This window comes from Amycolatopsis sp. TRM77291, from assembly GCF_054166285.1.
Window position 1 is genome coordinate 6,831,021 of the sequence record NZ_JBSZHF010000001.1, and the last position, 14,239, is coordinate 6,845,259.

Below are 14,239 nucleotides of genomic sequence, written 5' to 3' on the forward strand. Positions count from 1 at the left end.
GGGTGACACGGGTCACCCCGGACGGACCTCAGTCTTCGAGTGCCGTGCGCAGCACGCCGATCGCCTGCGAAATCGCGGCTTCCGCGGCGTGCGTTCCGCGCAACGTGTTGAGCATGACGAAGTCGTGCACAATGCCCTGGTACCGCACGGCGGTCACCGGAACCCCGGCCTGACGCAGTTTGGCGGCGTACGCCTCGCCTTCGTCACGCAGGACGTCGGCCTCGGCGGTGATCACCAGCGCGGGCGGCAGGCCCGCGAGCTCGTCGAGGCTCGCGCGCAGCGGCGACGCGGTGATTTCCGCGCGCTGCGCCGGATCGGTCGTGTACTGGCCCCAGAACCACTTCATGCCGTCGAGGGCGAGGAAGTAGCCCTCGGCGAACCGCCGGTAGGACTCGGTGTCGAAGTTCGCGTCGGTGACCGGGTAGAAGAGCACCTGCTGACGGAAAGTGACGTCGCCGCGCTGCTTCGCGAGCAGGGTGAGCGCGGCGGTCATGTTCCCGCCGACGGAGTCTCCGGCGATCGCGATCTTCGTGCCGTCGAGACCGTTTTCGGCGCCGTGCTCGGCGACCCACTTCGCCACGGCGTAGTTCTGCTCGATGGCGACCGGGTAGCGCGCCTCGGGCGAGCGGTCGTATTCGGGGAAGACGACGGCCGCGCCCGCGCCGACCGCGAGCTCGCGGACCAGGCGCTCGTGGGTGTGGAAGTTCCCGAAGACCCAGCCGGCGCCGTGGATGTAGACGATCACGGGCAGCGGCCCGGTCACGCCCTGGGGCCGGACGATGCGGACCTCGACGCCGTCCACATGCGTGCTCTCGACGTCGGCGGCGGGCAGTTCGACGTCGCCGCCCTGGACCTCGTCGACGGCCTTGCGTCCTTCCGCCGGCGGCAGCTGGAAGAGGAACGGCGGGGTGGCGGTGGCCTCGACGAAGGCCTGCGCGGCCGGTTCGAGGGCCAGGTTGTGCGGGTTGGCGGTCATTTCTGCCTCCTGGGTTCCGAAGTCGATGCGACAAAGGTAGCTCGCAACTCAGTTGTGCACAACTAAAATGCACCCAAGGAGATTTGGCTCACTCGAGTGGCGGTCCGCGGCATGATCGACGCACCATGGGGAACGAGGAGGACCGATGCCGACGGACAACACCGGATCGCTGTGCCTGGACGATCAGCTGTGCTTCGGGCTCTACGCGGCATCGCGGGCCGTGACCGCGCTCTATCGCGTGGTGCTCGACGATCTGGGCCTGACCTATCCGCAGTACCTGGTGATGCTCGCGCTCTGGGAAGAGGACGAGCGGCTGGTCAAGGAGCTCGGCACCGTGCTGAACCTCGACTCCGGCACGCTGTCGCCGCTGCTCAAGCGGCTGGAGAAGTCCGGGCTGGTCGAGCGTGTCCGGCAGGCCGACGACGAGCGGTCCGTCCGGATCAGCCTGACCGGGGACGGCGCCCGGCTCCGGGAACGCGCGAGCGGGATCCCGAAGATCATCGGCGACGCGATGGGCCTCGACGCGGCCGGGCTCGCCCGCACCCGCGCGGAGCTCGATCGCTTGACCGAATCCGTGAACGCCTACCGCGAGGCCTACGTCCCGGCCGGTTAGCATGGGATTTCCGGCGCGGACAAAGGGATGACGATGATCGATCACGACGCGGCGCTCAAGGCCGTCGAGAACAGCTTGGACCGGCCGTCCGCGGCCCGCGTCTACGACTACTTCATCGGCGGCGACACCCACTACGCCATCGATCGCGAATTCGCCGAGAAGGTGCGCGAGCGCCTGCCGCTGCTGGGCGACTACTGCAAGACCAGCAGGCAGTTCCTCGGCCGGGCCGTGCGGCACTGCGCGGAACTGGGCATCAAGCAGTTCGTCGACATCGGTTCCGGCCTGCCCACCGCGGGCAACGTGCACGAGGTCGCCGACGAGGCGCGGCCGCAGGAGGACACGCACGTCCTCTACATCGACAACGAGCCGATCGCGCTCGCGCATTCGACGCTGCTGCTCGCCGACACCGCCGACCCGGATCGCCACCACGCGATCGCCGCGGATCTGTTCGACCCCCAGGACCTCTGGGACCGGGTGATGGACTCCGGCATCATCGACGTCCGGGAGCCGGTCGCGCTGGTGGTCAACGCGGTCATGCACTTCATCAAGGACGAGCAGGACCCCGACGGGCTGCTGGACTTCTACCGCGACCGGCTCGCCCCGGGTTCGCTGCTGGTGCTTTCGCAGATGACCAACGAGAACCCGGCCAACGAGGACGAGAAGCAGGCGCTTCTGGACCTCCTCGACTACTACGAGACCACGACGAACCCCGGTTTCCTGCGCACGATGGACGAGTTCCGGCGGTTCTTCGGCGGCTGGCCGCTGCTGGAGCCGGGCCTGGTCTACGCGCCGGCGTGGCACCCGGACGAGAAGACGATCTTCGCCGCCGCCCCTTCGGAGTCCCGCGTCATCGGGGGTATCGCCCGCAAGCCGTAGCTCTTCCCGCGAAGCGCTTGTGACGCGCGTCGCCTTGCCGTGCAACTAGGTGCATATGAAACTAGGTGCATGGCACTGGAGCACGCGATCCTGGTTTCGCTGTCCGAGCGGTCCGGCTCGGGCTACGAGCTGACGCGGCGCTTCGAGAAGTCCATCGGGCTGTGGTGGAACGCCACCCACCAGCAGATCTACCGCGTCCTCAAGCGGATGGAGGACGCGGGCTGGGTCGCCGTCGACCACGTCGCGCAGTCCGGGAAACCCGACAAGAAGGTCTACACCGTCGGCGACGCGGGGCGGACCGAACTCGTCCGCTGGCTCGCCGAACCCGACCCGTCGGCCACCGCCAGGGAGCTGGCCGTGAAGATCCGCGGCGCCACCCTCGGTGATCCGGCCGCCGTCGCCGCCGAGGTCGCCCGGCATCGCGACGCGCACGCGGCACGCCTCGACGCCTACCTGCTGATCGAGAAGCACGACTTCCCCGACCCCAGCGTCCTCAGTGGACAGTCGTTGCATCAGTTCCTCGTGCTGCGCGGAGGAATCCGAACCGAACAGGGCCACGTCGAGTGGCTCGAGGAAGTCCTCCAGGCATTCCACCACGATGCGTAAGGACCAGCGATGAGCCCGTACCCGAACCTGCTGTCCCCGCTCGATCTCGGCTTCACCACCCTGCGCAACAGGGTGATCATGGGTTCGATGCACACCGGCCTCGAAGACAAGGAAGCGCATTTCCCGCAACTGGCCGAGTACTACGCCGAACGCGCCCGCGGTGGCGTCGGGCTGATCGTCACCGGCGGCTTCGCCCCGAACCGGACCGGCTGGCTCCTGCCGCTGGCGTCGAAACTCTCGACGCGCGCGGAAGCCAAGGCGCACAGGCGACTCACCGATCCCGTGCACGAGGCGGGCGGCAAGATCGCGCTGCAGATCCTCCACGCGGGCCGATACTCCTACCATCCGCTGAGCGTCTCCGCGTCGGGCATCAAGGCGCCGATCAACCCCTTCAAGCCTCGGGCCCTTTCCGGGTACGGCGTGCTGCGCCAGATCCGCGCGTTCGCCGATTGTGCCTTCCTGGCCAAGGAAGCGGGTTACGACGGCGTCGAGATCATGGGGTCGGAGGGCTACTTCATCAACCAGTTCCTCGCCGAGCGGACCAACAAGCGCACCGACAAATGGGGCGGCAGCGCGGAAAACCGGCGCAGGATCGCCGTCGAGATCGTGCGGCGCACGCGGGAAGCGGTCGGCGAGGACTTCATCATCGTTTATCGACTGTCCATGTTGGACCTCGTCGAAGGCGGGCAGCGCTGGGAAGACGTCGTCGCGCTGGCCAAGGAGGTCGAAGAGGCGGGCGCGACGATCATCAACACCGGTATCGGCTGGCACGAGGCGAGGGTGCCGACGATCGTGACGTCCGTGCCGCGCGCGGCGTTCACCTGGGTGACCGGCAAGCTCAAACCGCACGTCGGGATCCCGGTGGTCACGTCGAACCGGATCAACATGCCCGAGGTCGCCGAGGAGGCGCTGGCGAGCGGTGACGCGGACCTGGTGTCGATGGCACGGCCGTTCCTCGCCGACCCGGAATGGATCCTCAAGGCCGAAAGCGGGCGCGAGGACGAGATCAACACCTGCATCGCCTGCAACCAGGCCTGTCTCGACCACGCGTTCAAGCGCAAACTGGTGTCCTGCATGGTGAATCCGCGCGCGGGCCACGAGACGACGCTGACGCTTTCGCCCACCCGCAAGACCAAACGCGTCGCCGTCGTCGGCGCGGGTCCCGCGGGGCTCGCGGCCGCGACCGGTCTCGCCGAACGCGGGCACACGGTCGAACTGTTCGAAGCCGACGACGAGATCGGCGGCCAGTTCGGGATCGCACGGAAGATCCCGGGCAAGGAGGAGTTCGCGGAGACCATCCGCTATTACACGCGGCGGCTGGAGGTCACCGGCGTCAAGGTGCGCCTCGGTACGCGCGTGGCCGCCGCCGACCTGGTCGACGCCGGGTTCGACGAGGTCGTGCTGGCCACCGGCGTGACGCCGCGGGTGCCGCCGCTCCCCGGGATCGACCACCCCAAGGTTCTGTCCTATGTGGACGTCGTCCGGCACGGGAAACCGGTGGGCGGCAAGGTCGCCGTGATCGGCGCGGGCGGGATCGGCGTGGACGTGAGCGAGTTCCTGACGCACACCACCTCCCCCGCGCTCGATCTGGACGCGTGGATGGCCGAATGGGGCGTCACCGATCCCGAGCACGCGGCCGGCGGGCTGACCGAGCGGAAGGTCGAGCCGTCACCGCGTCAGGTGTTCCTGCTGCAGCGCAAGAAGTCCGGTATCGGCGCGGGGCTGGGCAAGACCAGCGGCTGGGTGCACCGGGCCGCGCTGAAGGCCAAACGCGTCGAGCAGCTCACCGGGGTCACCTACGACCGGATCGACGACGACGGCCTGCACATCACCGTCGGTGACAAACCGCGCGTGCTCGATGTGGACAACGTCGTCGTCTGCGCGGGCCAGGAGCCGGTTCGCGACCTCGTGGACGACCTGCGCGCGGCCGGACTGCCGGTGCACCTGATCGGCGGCGCCGACGTCGCGGCCGAACTGGACGCCAAACGGGCCATCGATCAGGGAACCCGCCTGGCCGCCGTTCTCTGACGAGTGGCCTCGTAGATGGCAGGATGAACCCTTGTGCGGGACGTATGCGTGATCGGGCTCGGGTTGATCGGTGGTTCGCTGCTGCGCGCGGCGCATTCGATCGGCCGCACCACGTTCGGGGCGACGACCTCCGAAGCTGACGCGGACGCCGCCAGCAGAGCGGGTTTCGACGTGACGACGCAGGTCGAAGCCGCGCTGGGCAAGGCGGCGGAGCGGGACGCGATGATCGTGCTCGCGGTGCCGCTGCCCGCGGTCGAGGAGGTGCTCCGCACCGTTTCGCGGGTCGCCGGGCACTGCGTGCTCACCGACGTGACCAGCGTGAAGGGCCCGGTGCTCGACTCGGTCCGCCGTCGCGCGCCGTACGCGAAGTTCGTCGGCGGGCATCCGATGGCCGGGACGGCGAACTCCGGCTGGAAGGCGAGCGACCCGGCGTTGTTCGGCGGCGCCGCCTGGGTGCTGGGTGTCGAGCACGACACCGATCTGACCGCTTGGGCGGAGGTCGCCCAGCTGGTGCTGGACGTCGGCGCGCATGTCGTGCCGCTGCCGGCGGACTCGCACGACGAGACGGTCGCGCGGATCTCGCATCTGCCGCATATCTTCGCGGCCATCCTGGCCACGATCGGCGCGCAGGGCGGGCCGCTGGCGATGGCGCTGGCCGCCGGGTCCTACACGGACGGCACGCGGGTGGCCGGGTCGAGCCCGGCGCTGGTGCGGGCGATGACCGAGGGCAACCGGGACGCGCTGCTGCCGATCGTCGACGAGGCGCTCGGACGGCTGGGCGCGGCGCGGGGCTCGCTGGCGTCGACGGGCGGCCTCGCGGTGACGGTCAACGCCGGTCACGAAGGAGCGCAGGCGTTCGCGGCCGCCAAGGACGCGGAACGCGCGGGGGTCCGGGTCAGCCTGAGCGCGCCGGACGCGCGCGACGGCCTGATCGCGCTCGGCGAGCGCGGCGGCCGGATCACGGCGATCGACGGCGACACCGCGATCGGCGAGGTCTCCTGACGCGTTTCGTCCTCTGAATGCGGTCCTTGCACGCGCAAGTACCGCGTCCAGAGGACGAAACGCGGGCGATTACCGGGGGTTCTGGGGCTGCTGGTTCTGGGGCGGGTTGTCGGGGGTGTCGTCGAACTTGTTGATGAAGCCCTTCGCCTTCTCGACCCCGGAGTCGATCTGCGAGTCGTGACCGGAGAACTTCGACTTCGCGAAGTCCGCCGCCTTGTCCAGGCCGCCCTCGATCTTGTCGTTGTGCTCGCGGAGAGCGTCGGTGGCCTTGTTCTTCAATTCGTCGAAGTTGATGCCCATGTCCACATCGTCACACAGGCACCGGCGAAGACGCCCCGGCGATCACCCGTCGTGGGGACGCTCAGAACGGCCGGTCGCCCACGATGGCGACGCGCTCGGCCACGCGCGCGTACGGGTGGTAGTCGTTGACGGCGTAGTGCTGGGTGGCGCGGTTGTCCCAGAAGGCCACCGAACCCGGCCGCCAGCCGAAGCGAACCTGGAACTCCGGGATATGCGCCCGGCTGAACAGGTACCGCAGGAGCCGGTCGCTCTCGTCACGGTCCATGCCGACGATATGCGTCGTGAACGCCTGGTTCACGAAGAGGGTGCGGCGCCCGGTCTCCGGATGCGTGCGGACGACCGGATGCTCGACCGGCGGGAACGCGTCCTGGTGGCGCAGCAGCAGTTCCGGATCGGAGAAGCGGTCGAAGCCGGGGATGAAGTCGTGCACCGCGGTCAACCCGTCGATCCGCTCTCGGACGTCTTCCGGCAGGTTGTCGTAGGCGGCGGCCATGTCGGCCCACATGGTGTCGCCGCCGGCCGGCGGGACCTCGATCAGCCGCAGCACCGAACCGAGCGCCGGCTCGGGCCGGAACGTGACGTCCACGTGCCAGATGTTCTCGAACGCGGGCATGCTCGCCGAGCGGGTGAACCGGGTGGTGTCCTCGGTCTCCCCCTTCGGGATGAACGGGTTCGTCTCCAGTTCACCCCAGTTGGCGGCGAACGCGCGCTGGTGCGCCGAAGTGATGTCCTGGTCGCGGAAGAACAGCACCTTCCACTCCAGCAGCGCGCGGTTCAGCTCGGCGTGGAGGGCGGGCGTCAGCGGGCGGGCGAGGTCGACGCCGCCGATCTCGGCACCGATCAGCCGTCCCAGCGGGCGCAACGCGAAAAGCTCGTACGGACGTTCTTCGGCACCCTCCGGCAGGCGCCGCAGCAGCCGCGGCCCTTCGAGGATCCCGCCGTCGGGGACGGTCGCGGGGCGGAGGCGGACACGGTCGGGCAGCTCTACGGACATGCTGGTCTCCAAGGGTTTCCGAGTTCCGGGAAGGACGAAACCGGCCACCTTTCACAGATGGCCTTCGCGGGGAAACACGGCTACGCGGGCGGAGAACCCAAACGTCCACGGCGCAGGAGCAATGCGGCGACGCCTTCACCCGGTGAACGGGGCGGCGCGGACTCCCAAGTGACGGACACGACCTCATGGTGGGCGCGATTTGGCGTGCGGTCAACAGCGTCCATGAGGCGGGACGATCATCGCCTCCGTTCGGAGGGGAAGCTTCCCGACCACGTGTTCCGCTCCTCGCGCGGGCGCAGCGCCTCGGCCAGCACCCACTGCGAATGCGTCGTGCCGCCCCGGCCGACCGGACCGAGCTGGAAGGTGACCCAGCCGACCCAGTGTCCGGTCGTCGTCGCCCGCCACATCCCCAGCAGCCCGGGGACGGTGCCGGTCAGATCCAGGCCGTCGGGCAGGCGGGCCTTCACCGCGCCGACGGGGTACACCAGCTTGAGATCGACCCAAACGGGCTGGTTGGGCCGCACCATGTGCAGGTGACGCGGCCCCGGCGGCAGCGTGTCACCAGTGTCGAGCATGCGTCGATTATGCGTGAAAACTCGAACATTAGTTCGAGACGATGCTCACCATCCCCCATCCGGGTGGTCATGTCGTTAGGGTCGGCGACATGCTCGTCTGGATCAACGGCCCGTTCGGCGGTGGCAAGACGCAGACCGCGCACGAACTGCACCGTCGCCTGCCCGGCAGCGTCGTGTCCGATCCCGAGGTCGCGGGTTTCGGCCTGCACCGGATGATGCCGCGGCGGCTGCGCGGCGACTTCCAGGACCTTTCCGCGTGGCGTCAGGGCGTTTTCGAGGTGCTTGACCTGGTGCTCGGCAAGCAGGACGGTCCGGTGATCGTGCCGATGACACTGGTGGAGCCCCGGTACTTCGAGGAGATCGTCGGCAGGCTGGCCGACCGCGGGCACGACGTCCGGCATTTCGCGCTGCTCGCCGAGCGCGAGACCGTGCTGCGACGGCTGAGCGAACGCGGCATCGTCCATTCCGTACGGCGGAAGGGGGTGCCGCCGAAGCGCGAGAGTTTCGCGGTGTCGAAGCTCGACCTCTGCCTGGAGCGGCTGAGGGGCGCGGAGTTCGGCGAACACATCCGCACGGACACACTCACCGTCGCGCGGGTCGCCGATCGGATCGCCGCGTCCGCCGGGCTGACGCTCGCCCCGAACACGGACAGCGCGCTGCGCGGTTTCGCCCGTCGCAAGTGGACGAGCGTCAAGCACATCCGGTTCGGCTGACCCTCAGGCGCGGCGGTGGTACGGCAGGAACCGCCGGACCAGCCGCAGCGGTGCGCGCTCGACGAGGTCGGGGCCGCGCACGGCGTCGAAGGCGGCGCCGATCTGGTCGACGACGCCGGACAGCTGGTCGTTGTCGGGCATCGGCATCTCCGCCGGGTCCCGTTCTTCGCGGACGGCGGCCGCGAGTTCGGTGAGGGCGGCCGTCAGGAGGGCGATGTCGGCGTCGGCCGGGGCGGGGGCACCGCGGCCGAGGGTGACGCCGACCTCGGTGACGGCGTCGGCGACGCGTTCGAGCCCGGCGATCACCGGCCACCAGGCGACGGCCTGCCGTCCGGCGGCGGAGGGTTCGACGACGACCTGCTGGAACGCGGTCCGCAGGTCGGCCAGTGCGCGGTAGGCGCGGCGACGGGCGCGGGAACGTTCCAAGCGTGCTTCACCCGATGGCGCGAGCACGAGCCCCTTGTCGACGTATTCCACCAGGCTGTCGAGGCTGTCGGCGAGCCGTCCGCCGACCTGCGGCCGACGGCTGCCCGGCCAGAGCAGGTAGCCGAAGAGCAGGACGATCGCGCAGCCGAGCACGGTGTCGACGAGCCGCGCGAGCACGATGTCCCAGCTTCCGGTGCTGGCGAGGTCCATCTGCAGGATGATCAGCGGGGTCACGAAGGCGCTGAGGATGCCGTAGTTGCGCACCTTGCCGACCGCGACGCCGCCCGCGAACACGGCGATCAGGAGGACCAGCAGCCAGCCTTCGCCGCCCGCGGCGAGCACGGCCGCGCCGATGCCCACCCCGATCACCGTGCCGATGCCGCGCAGCACGGCGCGGCCGAACACCGAGCCGAAGTCGGGTTTGAGGACGATGCCGACGGTGAGTGTGATCCAGTAGGACCGTTCGAACGGGACGAGCAGCGCGACGACTTCGGCGATCGCGACACACAACGTGAGGCGGAGCGCGGCGAACCAGGTGAGCGGACCGGAGACGAGCGACCCCGCCCAGCCGCGGAGACGTTTGTGCCAAGGCTGGATCTCGCGCCGTTTCCGGTTGTCGCCCTTGCCGATCCGGGCGAGCCCGGCGTAGAGCGCGGCGAGGACCGGGTCGGCGTCTTCGGGCGCTTCGGGCGGCTCCGGCAGGTCCTGGTTCGCGAGTACGGCCGCCGACGTCGCGATGAAGTGGTCGATCACGTCGACCGGGGCGTGGCGGCCGGCGTTGACCATCGCGACCGACGCTTCGACGGCGGGGGTGCTGGCCGAAAGCAGGTTGAGCAGCTGGCGGTACGTGGCGTCGCGGCCCGACAGCCAGGAGCGCGCGGTGAGCAGCCGGTCGTACGCGGTGTTCATCGCGGTCGTGAGCTGGTGGCGCGCGACGCGGGAGGTGGCCTCGTCGGTCGCGGAGAGCATCGCGGCCAGTTCGACGTAGACGTGCGCGACGGCGCCGCGTTCGGGGCTGGTGGCGCGGAAGGTCCAGGTGGCGAGCGCGACGAGCAGGCTCCAGGCGGCGCCGACGCAGAAATAGCCGAGGAGGACTTCGACGCGGAGGCCGGTGACGTGCTGGCCGGTGCCGAGGACGCAGAAGACGAACATCTGGAGCCCGGCGACCGACGCGTTGCTGCCCGCCGCGCTGATCAGCGCGGACACCGCCGCGACCCCGACGACGACCGGGATGGACGCGGCCGGGATGCCGCCGGTGATCAGCCCGGCGAAGTAGCCGAGACCCGCGGCCGCGGTGGCGCCGCCGAGCCGCCGGGCTCGATAGCGGTACGGGCCGGCGGATTCGGAGAGGACGGTGGGCAAGGCGCCGGTGGAGATGAGAGCGCCGACTCCGATGTCGCCGAGCGCGTAGCCGACGGCCAGCGGGACGGCGAGGGCGAGGACGGCGCGGGCGACCATGTTCCAGGGAATGGGAACCGGTGTGCTGCGGAGCAGCTGCACCAGCCAATGTGGTGCGGCGATCTCGCGGCGCGTCGTGCTCACGCCCCTATCTTCACTCATCGGACGGTACGGCCGGGGGTGGCGCGTTGCGAAAGCCACTTTCGCAACGTTGAAGGTTGCGAAAGTGGCTTTCGCAACCCCAGCCACCACGCGAAAGGTCCCCTTCCCCCGGCTGAGCCGAGGGAAGGGGACCTTCACGAACAACAGGACTACACCGGCTTCNGCCCGGCCGCGGCCGACGTCGCGAAAGCCACTTTCGCAACGTTGAAGGTTGCGAAAGTGGCTTTCGCAACGTCGGCGGAGGCGGCACTGTCAGCCTTGACCACTTATCCGTGGCGGCCGGAACGGTTATCGTCGCCGCATGGGCAAGACGTACTCCTTCGAGGTCAACCGGACGAGCAGCGCCTCGCCCGCTTCCCTGTTCGCGCTGGAGGCCGACGGCTCCCGGTGGTCGGAATGGGCGAAGCCGGTGGTGTTCCACTCGCGCTGGGCGCGGAAACCGGACGCGGGCGAGGTGGGCGCCGTCCGGGCCGTCGGGCTGTGGCCGGTGTACCTCCACGAAGAGACGCTGGAGTACGAACAGGACCGAAAGCACGTCTACGGCTTCGCCGGTCTGGCGCCGCTGAAGGACTATCGCGCCGAAGTCTCGTTCACGCCGAACACTTCCGGCGGCACGGACCTGCGCTGGACCGGTCGGTTCACCGAACCGCTGCCCGGCACCGGCGCCGCCGTCCGCACGGCCCTGCGCACCGTGATCTCGATCCTGGCCACCCGCCTGGTGAAACACGCGGAACGGGCCTGACCCCACCCCCCGCCCTTCCCAAGGGGGGCGACCCCGAGTCCAGTCTACCGGCGATGGGCTCCCGGAAGGGCTGCTCGGCGGAGTTGTCCACAGGGGACGATGGTTGTGGACAACTCCTGTGGGGAACTGAAGGACGCCATAGCCGCATGGGGCGCGACGAAGGGAGCCTTCGCCACATCCCGTGCGGCGGAAGTCAGCCCGCGCCCAGGCACAGGAACGGCCGCCGCAGCGGATCGGCGGCGGTCGCTTCCGCGAGTGCCAGAGCGGGCGCGGTCCCCGAAGCCAGCCGACGGTGCAGATCGGACATCGCGGCGGCGGCGGCCTTGTCGCCGACCCGCGCGATCGCGCCGATGACCGTCCGCGAACCACTGGCGAGCAGTGTCCCGGCGAAACCGAGCGCCTCCTCGCCTGGCCGGATGTGACTCATCGCGAGTTCGCACGCGGCCAGCACCACCCGTTCCGGCGGCTTCGCGAGCCGGGCGGTTTCGTGCGCGTACAACGGGCCGTCGACGAGCTCCAGCCGCGAGAACAGCGCGTTCGCCGGTTCGTGCGCGCCGTGCGCGACCAGATGCGCCATCCCGGAACCGTCCAAAGCGGACAGTACGGTCTCGCTGGTCGCGTCCTTCCCGTCGACGAGCCGGGCCTGCGGGTACACGGTCCGCAGGTTCCGCACCTCACCGACCGAACCCGGCACCCCCGGGCCGCCGGCGAGCAGGACCGGGCCGGAGCTCCGCCGCCCGGACGCGCTCACCCAGGCGGTCGCCGACGGCGCGATCGACACCGGATGCCCGTGCAGTGACGGCAAAGCACCCCACGGCAACGCGTACAGCGAGCCGATCGGCACGATGATCAGCTCGCGGTTCTCCAGCGTCTTCGCCAGCGACGCCGAGATCAGCTTGTCCAGTTTGTCCGCCCGGCGACGCGCGGAACCGGTGACGACCTCGACCAGCGGCGCGGGCAGGTTGTCCGGAGCCAGCGCGTCGAGGTCCGCGTGCAACTGCCGCGCGGTCTCGACGATCTCCGCGAGCGGCCCCAGCTTCAGCAGCCGGAACCGGCCGCGGTCGACGACCACCGCGTACAAGGTGTCGCGATACCCCATCAGGCTGACCAGCACGCGATCGCCGAGCCGCTCCACCACCTCTTCGGGTGTCGAGACCGGGCGCGGACGACCCCATTGGCTGGTGTACCACCCGAGCCGCGTCGCCTCCCGTTGCAAGCGGTCGTAACGCTCCTCGAGCTTCCCGACCGGTTCGCCGGACAACCGCCGCGCCTGGATCGTCCCCTGCACGTGCCGCATCTCGTTGATGTGCCGGGCGAGCGCGGGGTCCTCGATCAGCGGGAGCGGTTCGTAGCGGTACACCTGCGCGCGCGTGCGTTCCAGCCACGCGAACAGGCTCTTCGCTCCGGCGCCGCTGCGCCTCGCCTTCTTGAGCACCAGCGTGAGCGCCAGCTTGCCCAGCTCCTCACCGTGCGCCGCGGTCCCGCAGACGAGGTCGAGCCCGCCCATGCGGTCGCGGATCTGCCCGAGTTCCGCGAGCCCGGCCCGTGCCTGCGCGAGCGCCGAACGCGGCCGATGCGACGCCACCGCGAGTTCGGCCCGGCACAACCGCAGCTGCATCCGGTGGTCGATCGGCGTGGTCTGCCGCGGTTTCGGTACCTGCGCCAGGAGTTCCTGCGCGGCGACCGTCTCCTCGCGACGGATCAGCAGCCGCACCGCGAACATCCGGGCCGCGCCCGCTTCGTCACGCAGCCCGAGCCCGCCCAGCCGGATGGCGAGATCGGCCAGCCGCTCGGGCAGTTTCGCGGCCGGTTTCCGCTCCCGGTCCGCCAGGACCTTCACCGCGTCCGCGCGCAGGCGGGTCAGCTCTGCGATCTCCGCCCACCGGCCGTTGCCACGCCGCAGGAAGCTCCGCCGTGCGGACGTCGCGAGCTTCTTCGCGAGGACGTGGTCACCCTCCAGGATGGCGGCGCCGGCCCGCGCGACCTCCGCTTCCGCGACGAGATGGTGCGCGCCGTTGGCCCGGAGTTCGGGGATCGCCTCGTCGAGATGTCGAGCCGCCTCTTCGGCGAGCCCGGCGGTGAGCAGCGCCTTCGCCTGGTCGAGCCGGACGAGCGGCAGCGAGCCGGGCCCGTCGGTGACGAAGATCGAGGCCGCCTGCTCGTAGTGCCGGAGCGCTTCGGGGATGTCGCCGAGCAGCTGGGCATGGTCGCCCAGGTTGTGCCGGATCTTTCCTTCCAGCATCCGATGCCCGTGCTCGACGGCGATGTCGAGCGCCGCGACGAGGTCGGCGTGCGCCGCGTCCGGATTGCTCATCTGGAGATGCAGCCAAGCCCGGTTCACCAGGTTCCGGGTGAGCAGGAGGCTGTGCTTCGCCGCTTCCGCGAGGAGGTTCGGCAACGCGGCGTTGTACAGCGCGAGCGATTCGTCGAGATGCCCGGACCGCATCAGCACCACGGCTCGCTGGAGCACCACGGTGAAGCTCAGCTCACGTCGGATATCGCCTTCCGGCAACTGGAGCCGAACCTGTTCCGCCTCCGAGAGCCGGGCGAATCCGTCCTGTTGGGACGCGACCTCCGCCTCCGCGGCCGCCAGGCTGATGAGGATCCGGACACGGATCGCCAGCCGTTCGGCACTGCTGGGCTCGACCGGTCCGAGACGCGCCAAGCCACGCTGCAGCAACCGGATGGCCGCGCCCGGACCGTGATCGGAGGCCGCGGCCCTCGCTTGACGGTGCAGATCGGCCGCCGCCTCGGCTACGGGATCGACGACAGGAAGCTGCACGGGCACACGCACTATGGGAGCACACCCGCGCCGCATAACGGAACAG

At 69.9% G+C, this 14,239-nt stretch carries 13 protein-coding genes; 7 read left to right on the plus strand and 6 right to left on the minus strand.

The window, feature by feature from the left end; genetic code table 11:
* Nucleotides 1-28 precede the first annotated feature (28 nt).
* Entirely contained in the window at nucleotides 29-976 is a 948-nt protein-coding gene (locus ACXIZN_RS31785; RefSeq protein WP_457958752.1) for an alpha/beta hydrolase, read from the minus strand.
* A gap of 145 nt (nucleotides 977-1,121) precedes the next feature.
* On the opposite strand from ACXIZN_RS31785, the gene ACXIZN_RS31790 reads away from it, so the two are divergent.
* The 5 genes from ACXIZN_RS31790 (at nucleotide 1,122) to ACXIZN_RS31810 (ending at nucleotide 6,101) form a co-directional block, all read left to right on the plus strand.
* Nucleotides 1,122-1,589 (plus strand): MarR family winged helix-turn-helix transcriptional regulator, encoded by a 468-nt coding sequence (locus ACXIZN_RS31790; RefSeq protein WP_125679026.1) that lies wholly within the window; start codon nucleotides 1,122-1,124, stop codon nucleotides 1,587-1,589.
* A gap of 27 nt (nucleotides 1,590-1,616) precedes the next feature.
* Nucleotides 1,617-2,465 (plus strand): SAM-dependent methyltransferase, encoded by an 849-nt coding sequence (locus ACXIZN_RS31795; protein ID WP_457958753.1) that lies wholly within the window; start codon nucleotides 1,617-1,619, stop codon nucleotides 2,463-2,465.
* A gap of 69 nt (nucleotides 2,466-2,534) precedes the next feature.
* The gene (locus ACXIZN_RS31800) at nucleotides 2,535-3,071 is read left to right on the plus strand and encodes a PadR family transcriptional regulator (RefSeq protein ID WP_457958754.1); all 537 of its coding nucleotides are present in this window, start codon (nucleotides 2,535-2,537) and stop codon (nucleotides 3,069-3,071) included.
* 9 nt (nucleotides 3,072-3,080) lie between these two features.
* The gene (locus ACXIZN_RS31805) at nucleotides 3,081-5,099 is read left to right on the plus strand and encodes an oxidoreductase (protein WP_457958755.1); all 2,019 of its coding nucleotides are present in this window, start codon (nucleotides 3,081-3,083) and stop codon (nucleotides 5,097-5,099) included.
* A 48-nt stretch (nucleotides 5,100-5,147) separates the two neighbouring features.
* Nucleotides 5,148-6,101 carry a prephenate dehydrogenase gene (locus ACXIZN_RS31810; protein WP_457960644.1) on the plus strand — a complete coding sequence of 318 codons (954 nt, stop codon included), beginning with the start codon at nucleotides 5,148-5,150 and terminating at the stop codon, nucleotides 6,099-6,101.
* 69 nt (nucleotides 6,102-6,170) lie between these two features.
* On the opposite strand, the gene ACXIZN_RS31815 is transcribed toward ACXIZN_RS31810, so the two are convergent.
* The 3 genes from ACXIZN_RS31815 to ACXIZN_RS31825 all read right to left on the minus strand — a co-directional run bounded on the left by ACXIZN_RS31815 (nucleotide 6,171) and on the right by ACXIZN_RS31825 (nucleotide 7,970).
* Nucleotides 6,171-6,401: an antitoxin gene (locus ACXIZN_RS31815; protein WP_457958756.1), complete on the minus strand. Its 231-nt coding sequence runs from the start codon at nucleotides 6,399-6,401 to the stop codon at nucleotides 6,171-6,173.
* A 61-nt stretch (nucleotides 6,402-6,462) separates the two neighbouring features.
* A complete protein-coding gene (locus tag ACXIZN_RS31820) occupies nucleotides 6,463-7,395 on the minus strand; it encodes a TauD/TfdA dioxygenase family protein (protein ID WP_457958757.1) in 933 nt (310 codons plus the stop codon).
* Between the two features lie 236 nt (nucleotides 7,396-7,631).
* The gene (locus ACXIZN_RS31825) at nucleotides 7,632-7,970 is read right to left on the minus strand and encodes a hypothetical protein (protein WP_457958758.1); all 339 of its coding nucleotides are present in this window, start codon (nucleotides 7,968-7,970) and stop codon (nucleotides 7,632-7,634) included.
* Between the two features lie 89 nt (nucleotides 7,971-8,059).
* Here ACXIZN_RS31825 and ACXIZN_RS31830 point away from each other — a divergent pair, with 89 nt between their 5' ends.
* A complete protein-coding gene (locus ACXIZN_RS31830) occupies nucleotides 8,060-8,683 on the plus strand; it encodes an AAA family ATPase (RefSeq protein ID WP_457958759.1) in 624 nt (207 codons plus the stop codon).
* Between the two features lie 3 nt (nucleotides 8,684-8,686).
* Here ACXIZN_RS31830 and ACXIZN_RS31835 read toward each other — a convergent pair whose 3' ends face one another.
* Nucleotides 8,687-10,651, minus strand: coding sequence for an FUSC family protein (locus tag ACXIZN_RS31835; protein ID WP_457958760.1), 1,965 nt, complete (start codon nucleotides 10,649-10,651; stop codon nucleotides 8,687-8,689).
* A 319-nt stretch (nucleotides 10,652-10,970) separates the two neighbouring features.
* On the opposite strand from ACXIZN_RS31835, the gene ACXIZN_RS31840 reads away from it, so the two are divergent.
* Entirely contained in the window at nucleotides 10,971-11,411 is a 441-nt protein-coding gene (locus ACXIZN_RS31840) for an SRPBCC family protein (protein ID WP_457958761.1), read from the plus strand.
* A 193-nt stretch (nucleotides 11,412-11,604) separates the two neighbouring features.
* On the opposite strand, the gene ACXIZN_RS31845 is transcribed toward ACXIZN_RS31840, so the two are convergent.
* Nucleotides 11,605-14,205: a CHAT domain-containing protein gene (locus ACXIZN_RS31845; RefSeq protein ID WP_457958762.1), complete on the minus strand. Its 2,601-nt coding sequence runs from the start codon at nucleotides 14,203-14,205 to the stop codon at nucleotides 11,605-11,607.
* Nucleotides 14,206-14,239: the final 34 nt, after the last annotated feature.

Excerpts from the sequence above, each read along its gene's own strand:
- ACXIZN_RS31785 (WP_457958752.1), bottom strand. The coding sequence starts at position 976 with ATGACCGCCAACCCGCACAACCTGGCCCTCGAACCGGCCGCGCAGGCC.
- ACXIZN_RS31790 (WP_125679026.1), top strand. The coding sequence starts at position 1,122 with ATGCCGACGGACAACACCGGATCGCTGTGCCTGGACGATCAGCTGTGC.
- ACXIZN_RS31795 (WP_457958753.1), top strand. The coding sequence starts at position 1,617 with ATGACGATGATCGATCACGACGCGGCGCTCAAGGCCGTCGAGAACAGC.
- ACXIZN_RS31800 (WP_457958754.1), top strand. The coding sequence starts at position 2,535 with ATGGCACTGGAGCACGCGATCCTGGTTTCGCTGTCCGAGCGGTCCGGC.
- ACXIZN_RS31805 (WP_457958755.1), top strand. The coding sequence starts at position 3,081 with ATGAGCCCGTACCCGAACCTGCTGTCCCCGCTCGATCTCGGCTTCACC.
- ACXIZN_RS31815 (WP_457958756.1), bottom strand. The coding sequence starts at position 6,401 with ATGGGCATCAACTTCGACGAATTGAAGAACAAGGCCACCGACGCTCTC.
- ACXIZN_RS31820 (WP_457958757.1), bottom strand. The coding sequence starts at position 7,395 with ATGTCCGTAGAGCTGCCCGACCGTGTCCGCCTCCGCCCCGCGACCGTC.
- ACXIZN_RS31825 (WP_457958758.1), bottom strand. The coding sequence starts at position 7,970 with ATGCTCGACACTGGTGACACGCTGCCGCCGGGGCCGCGTCACCTGCAC.
- ACXIZN_RS31830 (WP_457958759.1), top strand. The coding sequence starts at position 8,060 with ATGCTCGTCTGGATCAACGGCCCGTTCGGCGGTGGCAAGACGCAGACC.
- ACXIZN_RS31840 (WP_457958761.1), top strand. The coding sequence starts at position 10,971 with ATGGGCAAGACGTACTCCTTCGAGGTCAACCGGACGAGCAGCGCCTCG.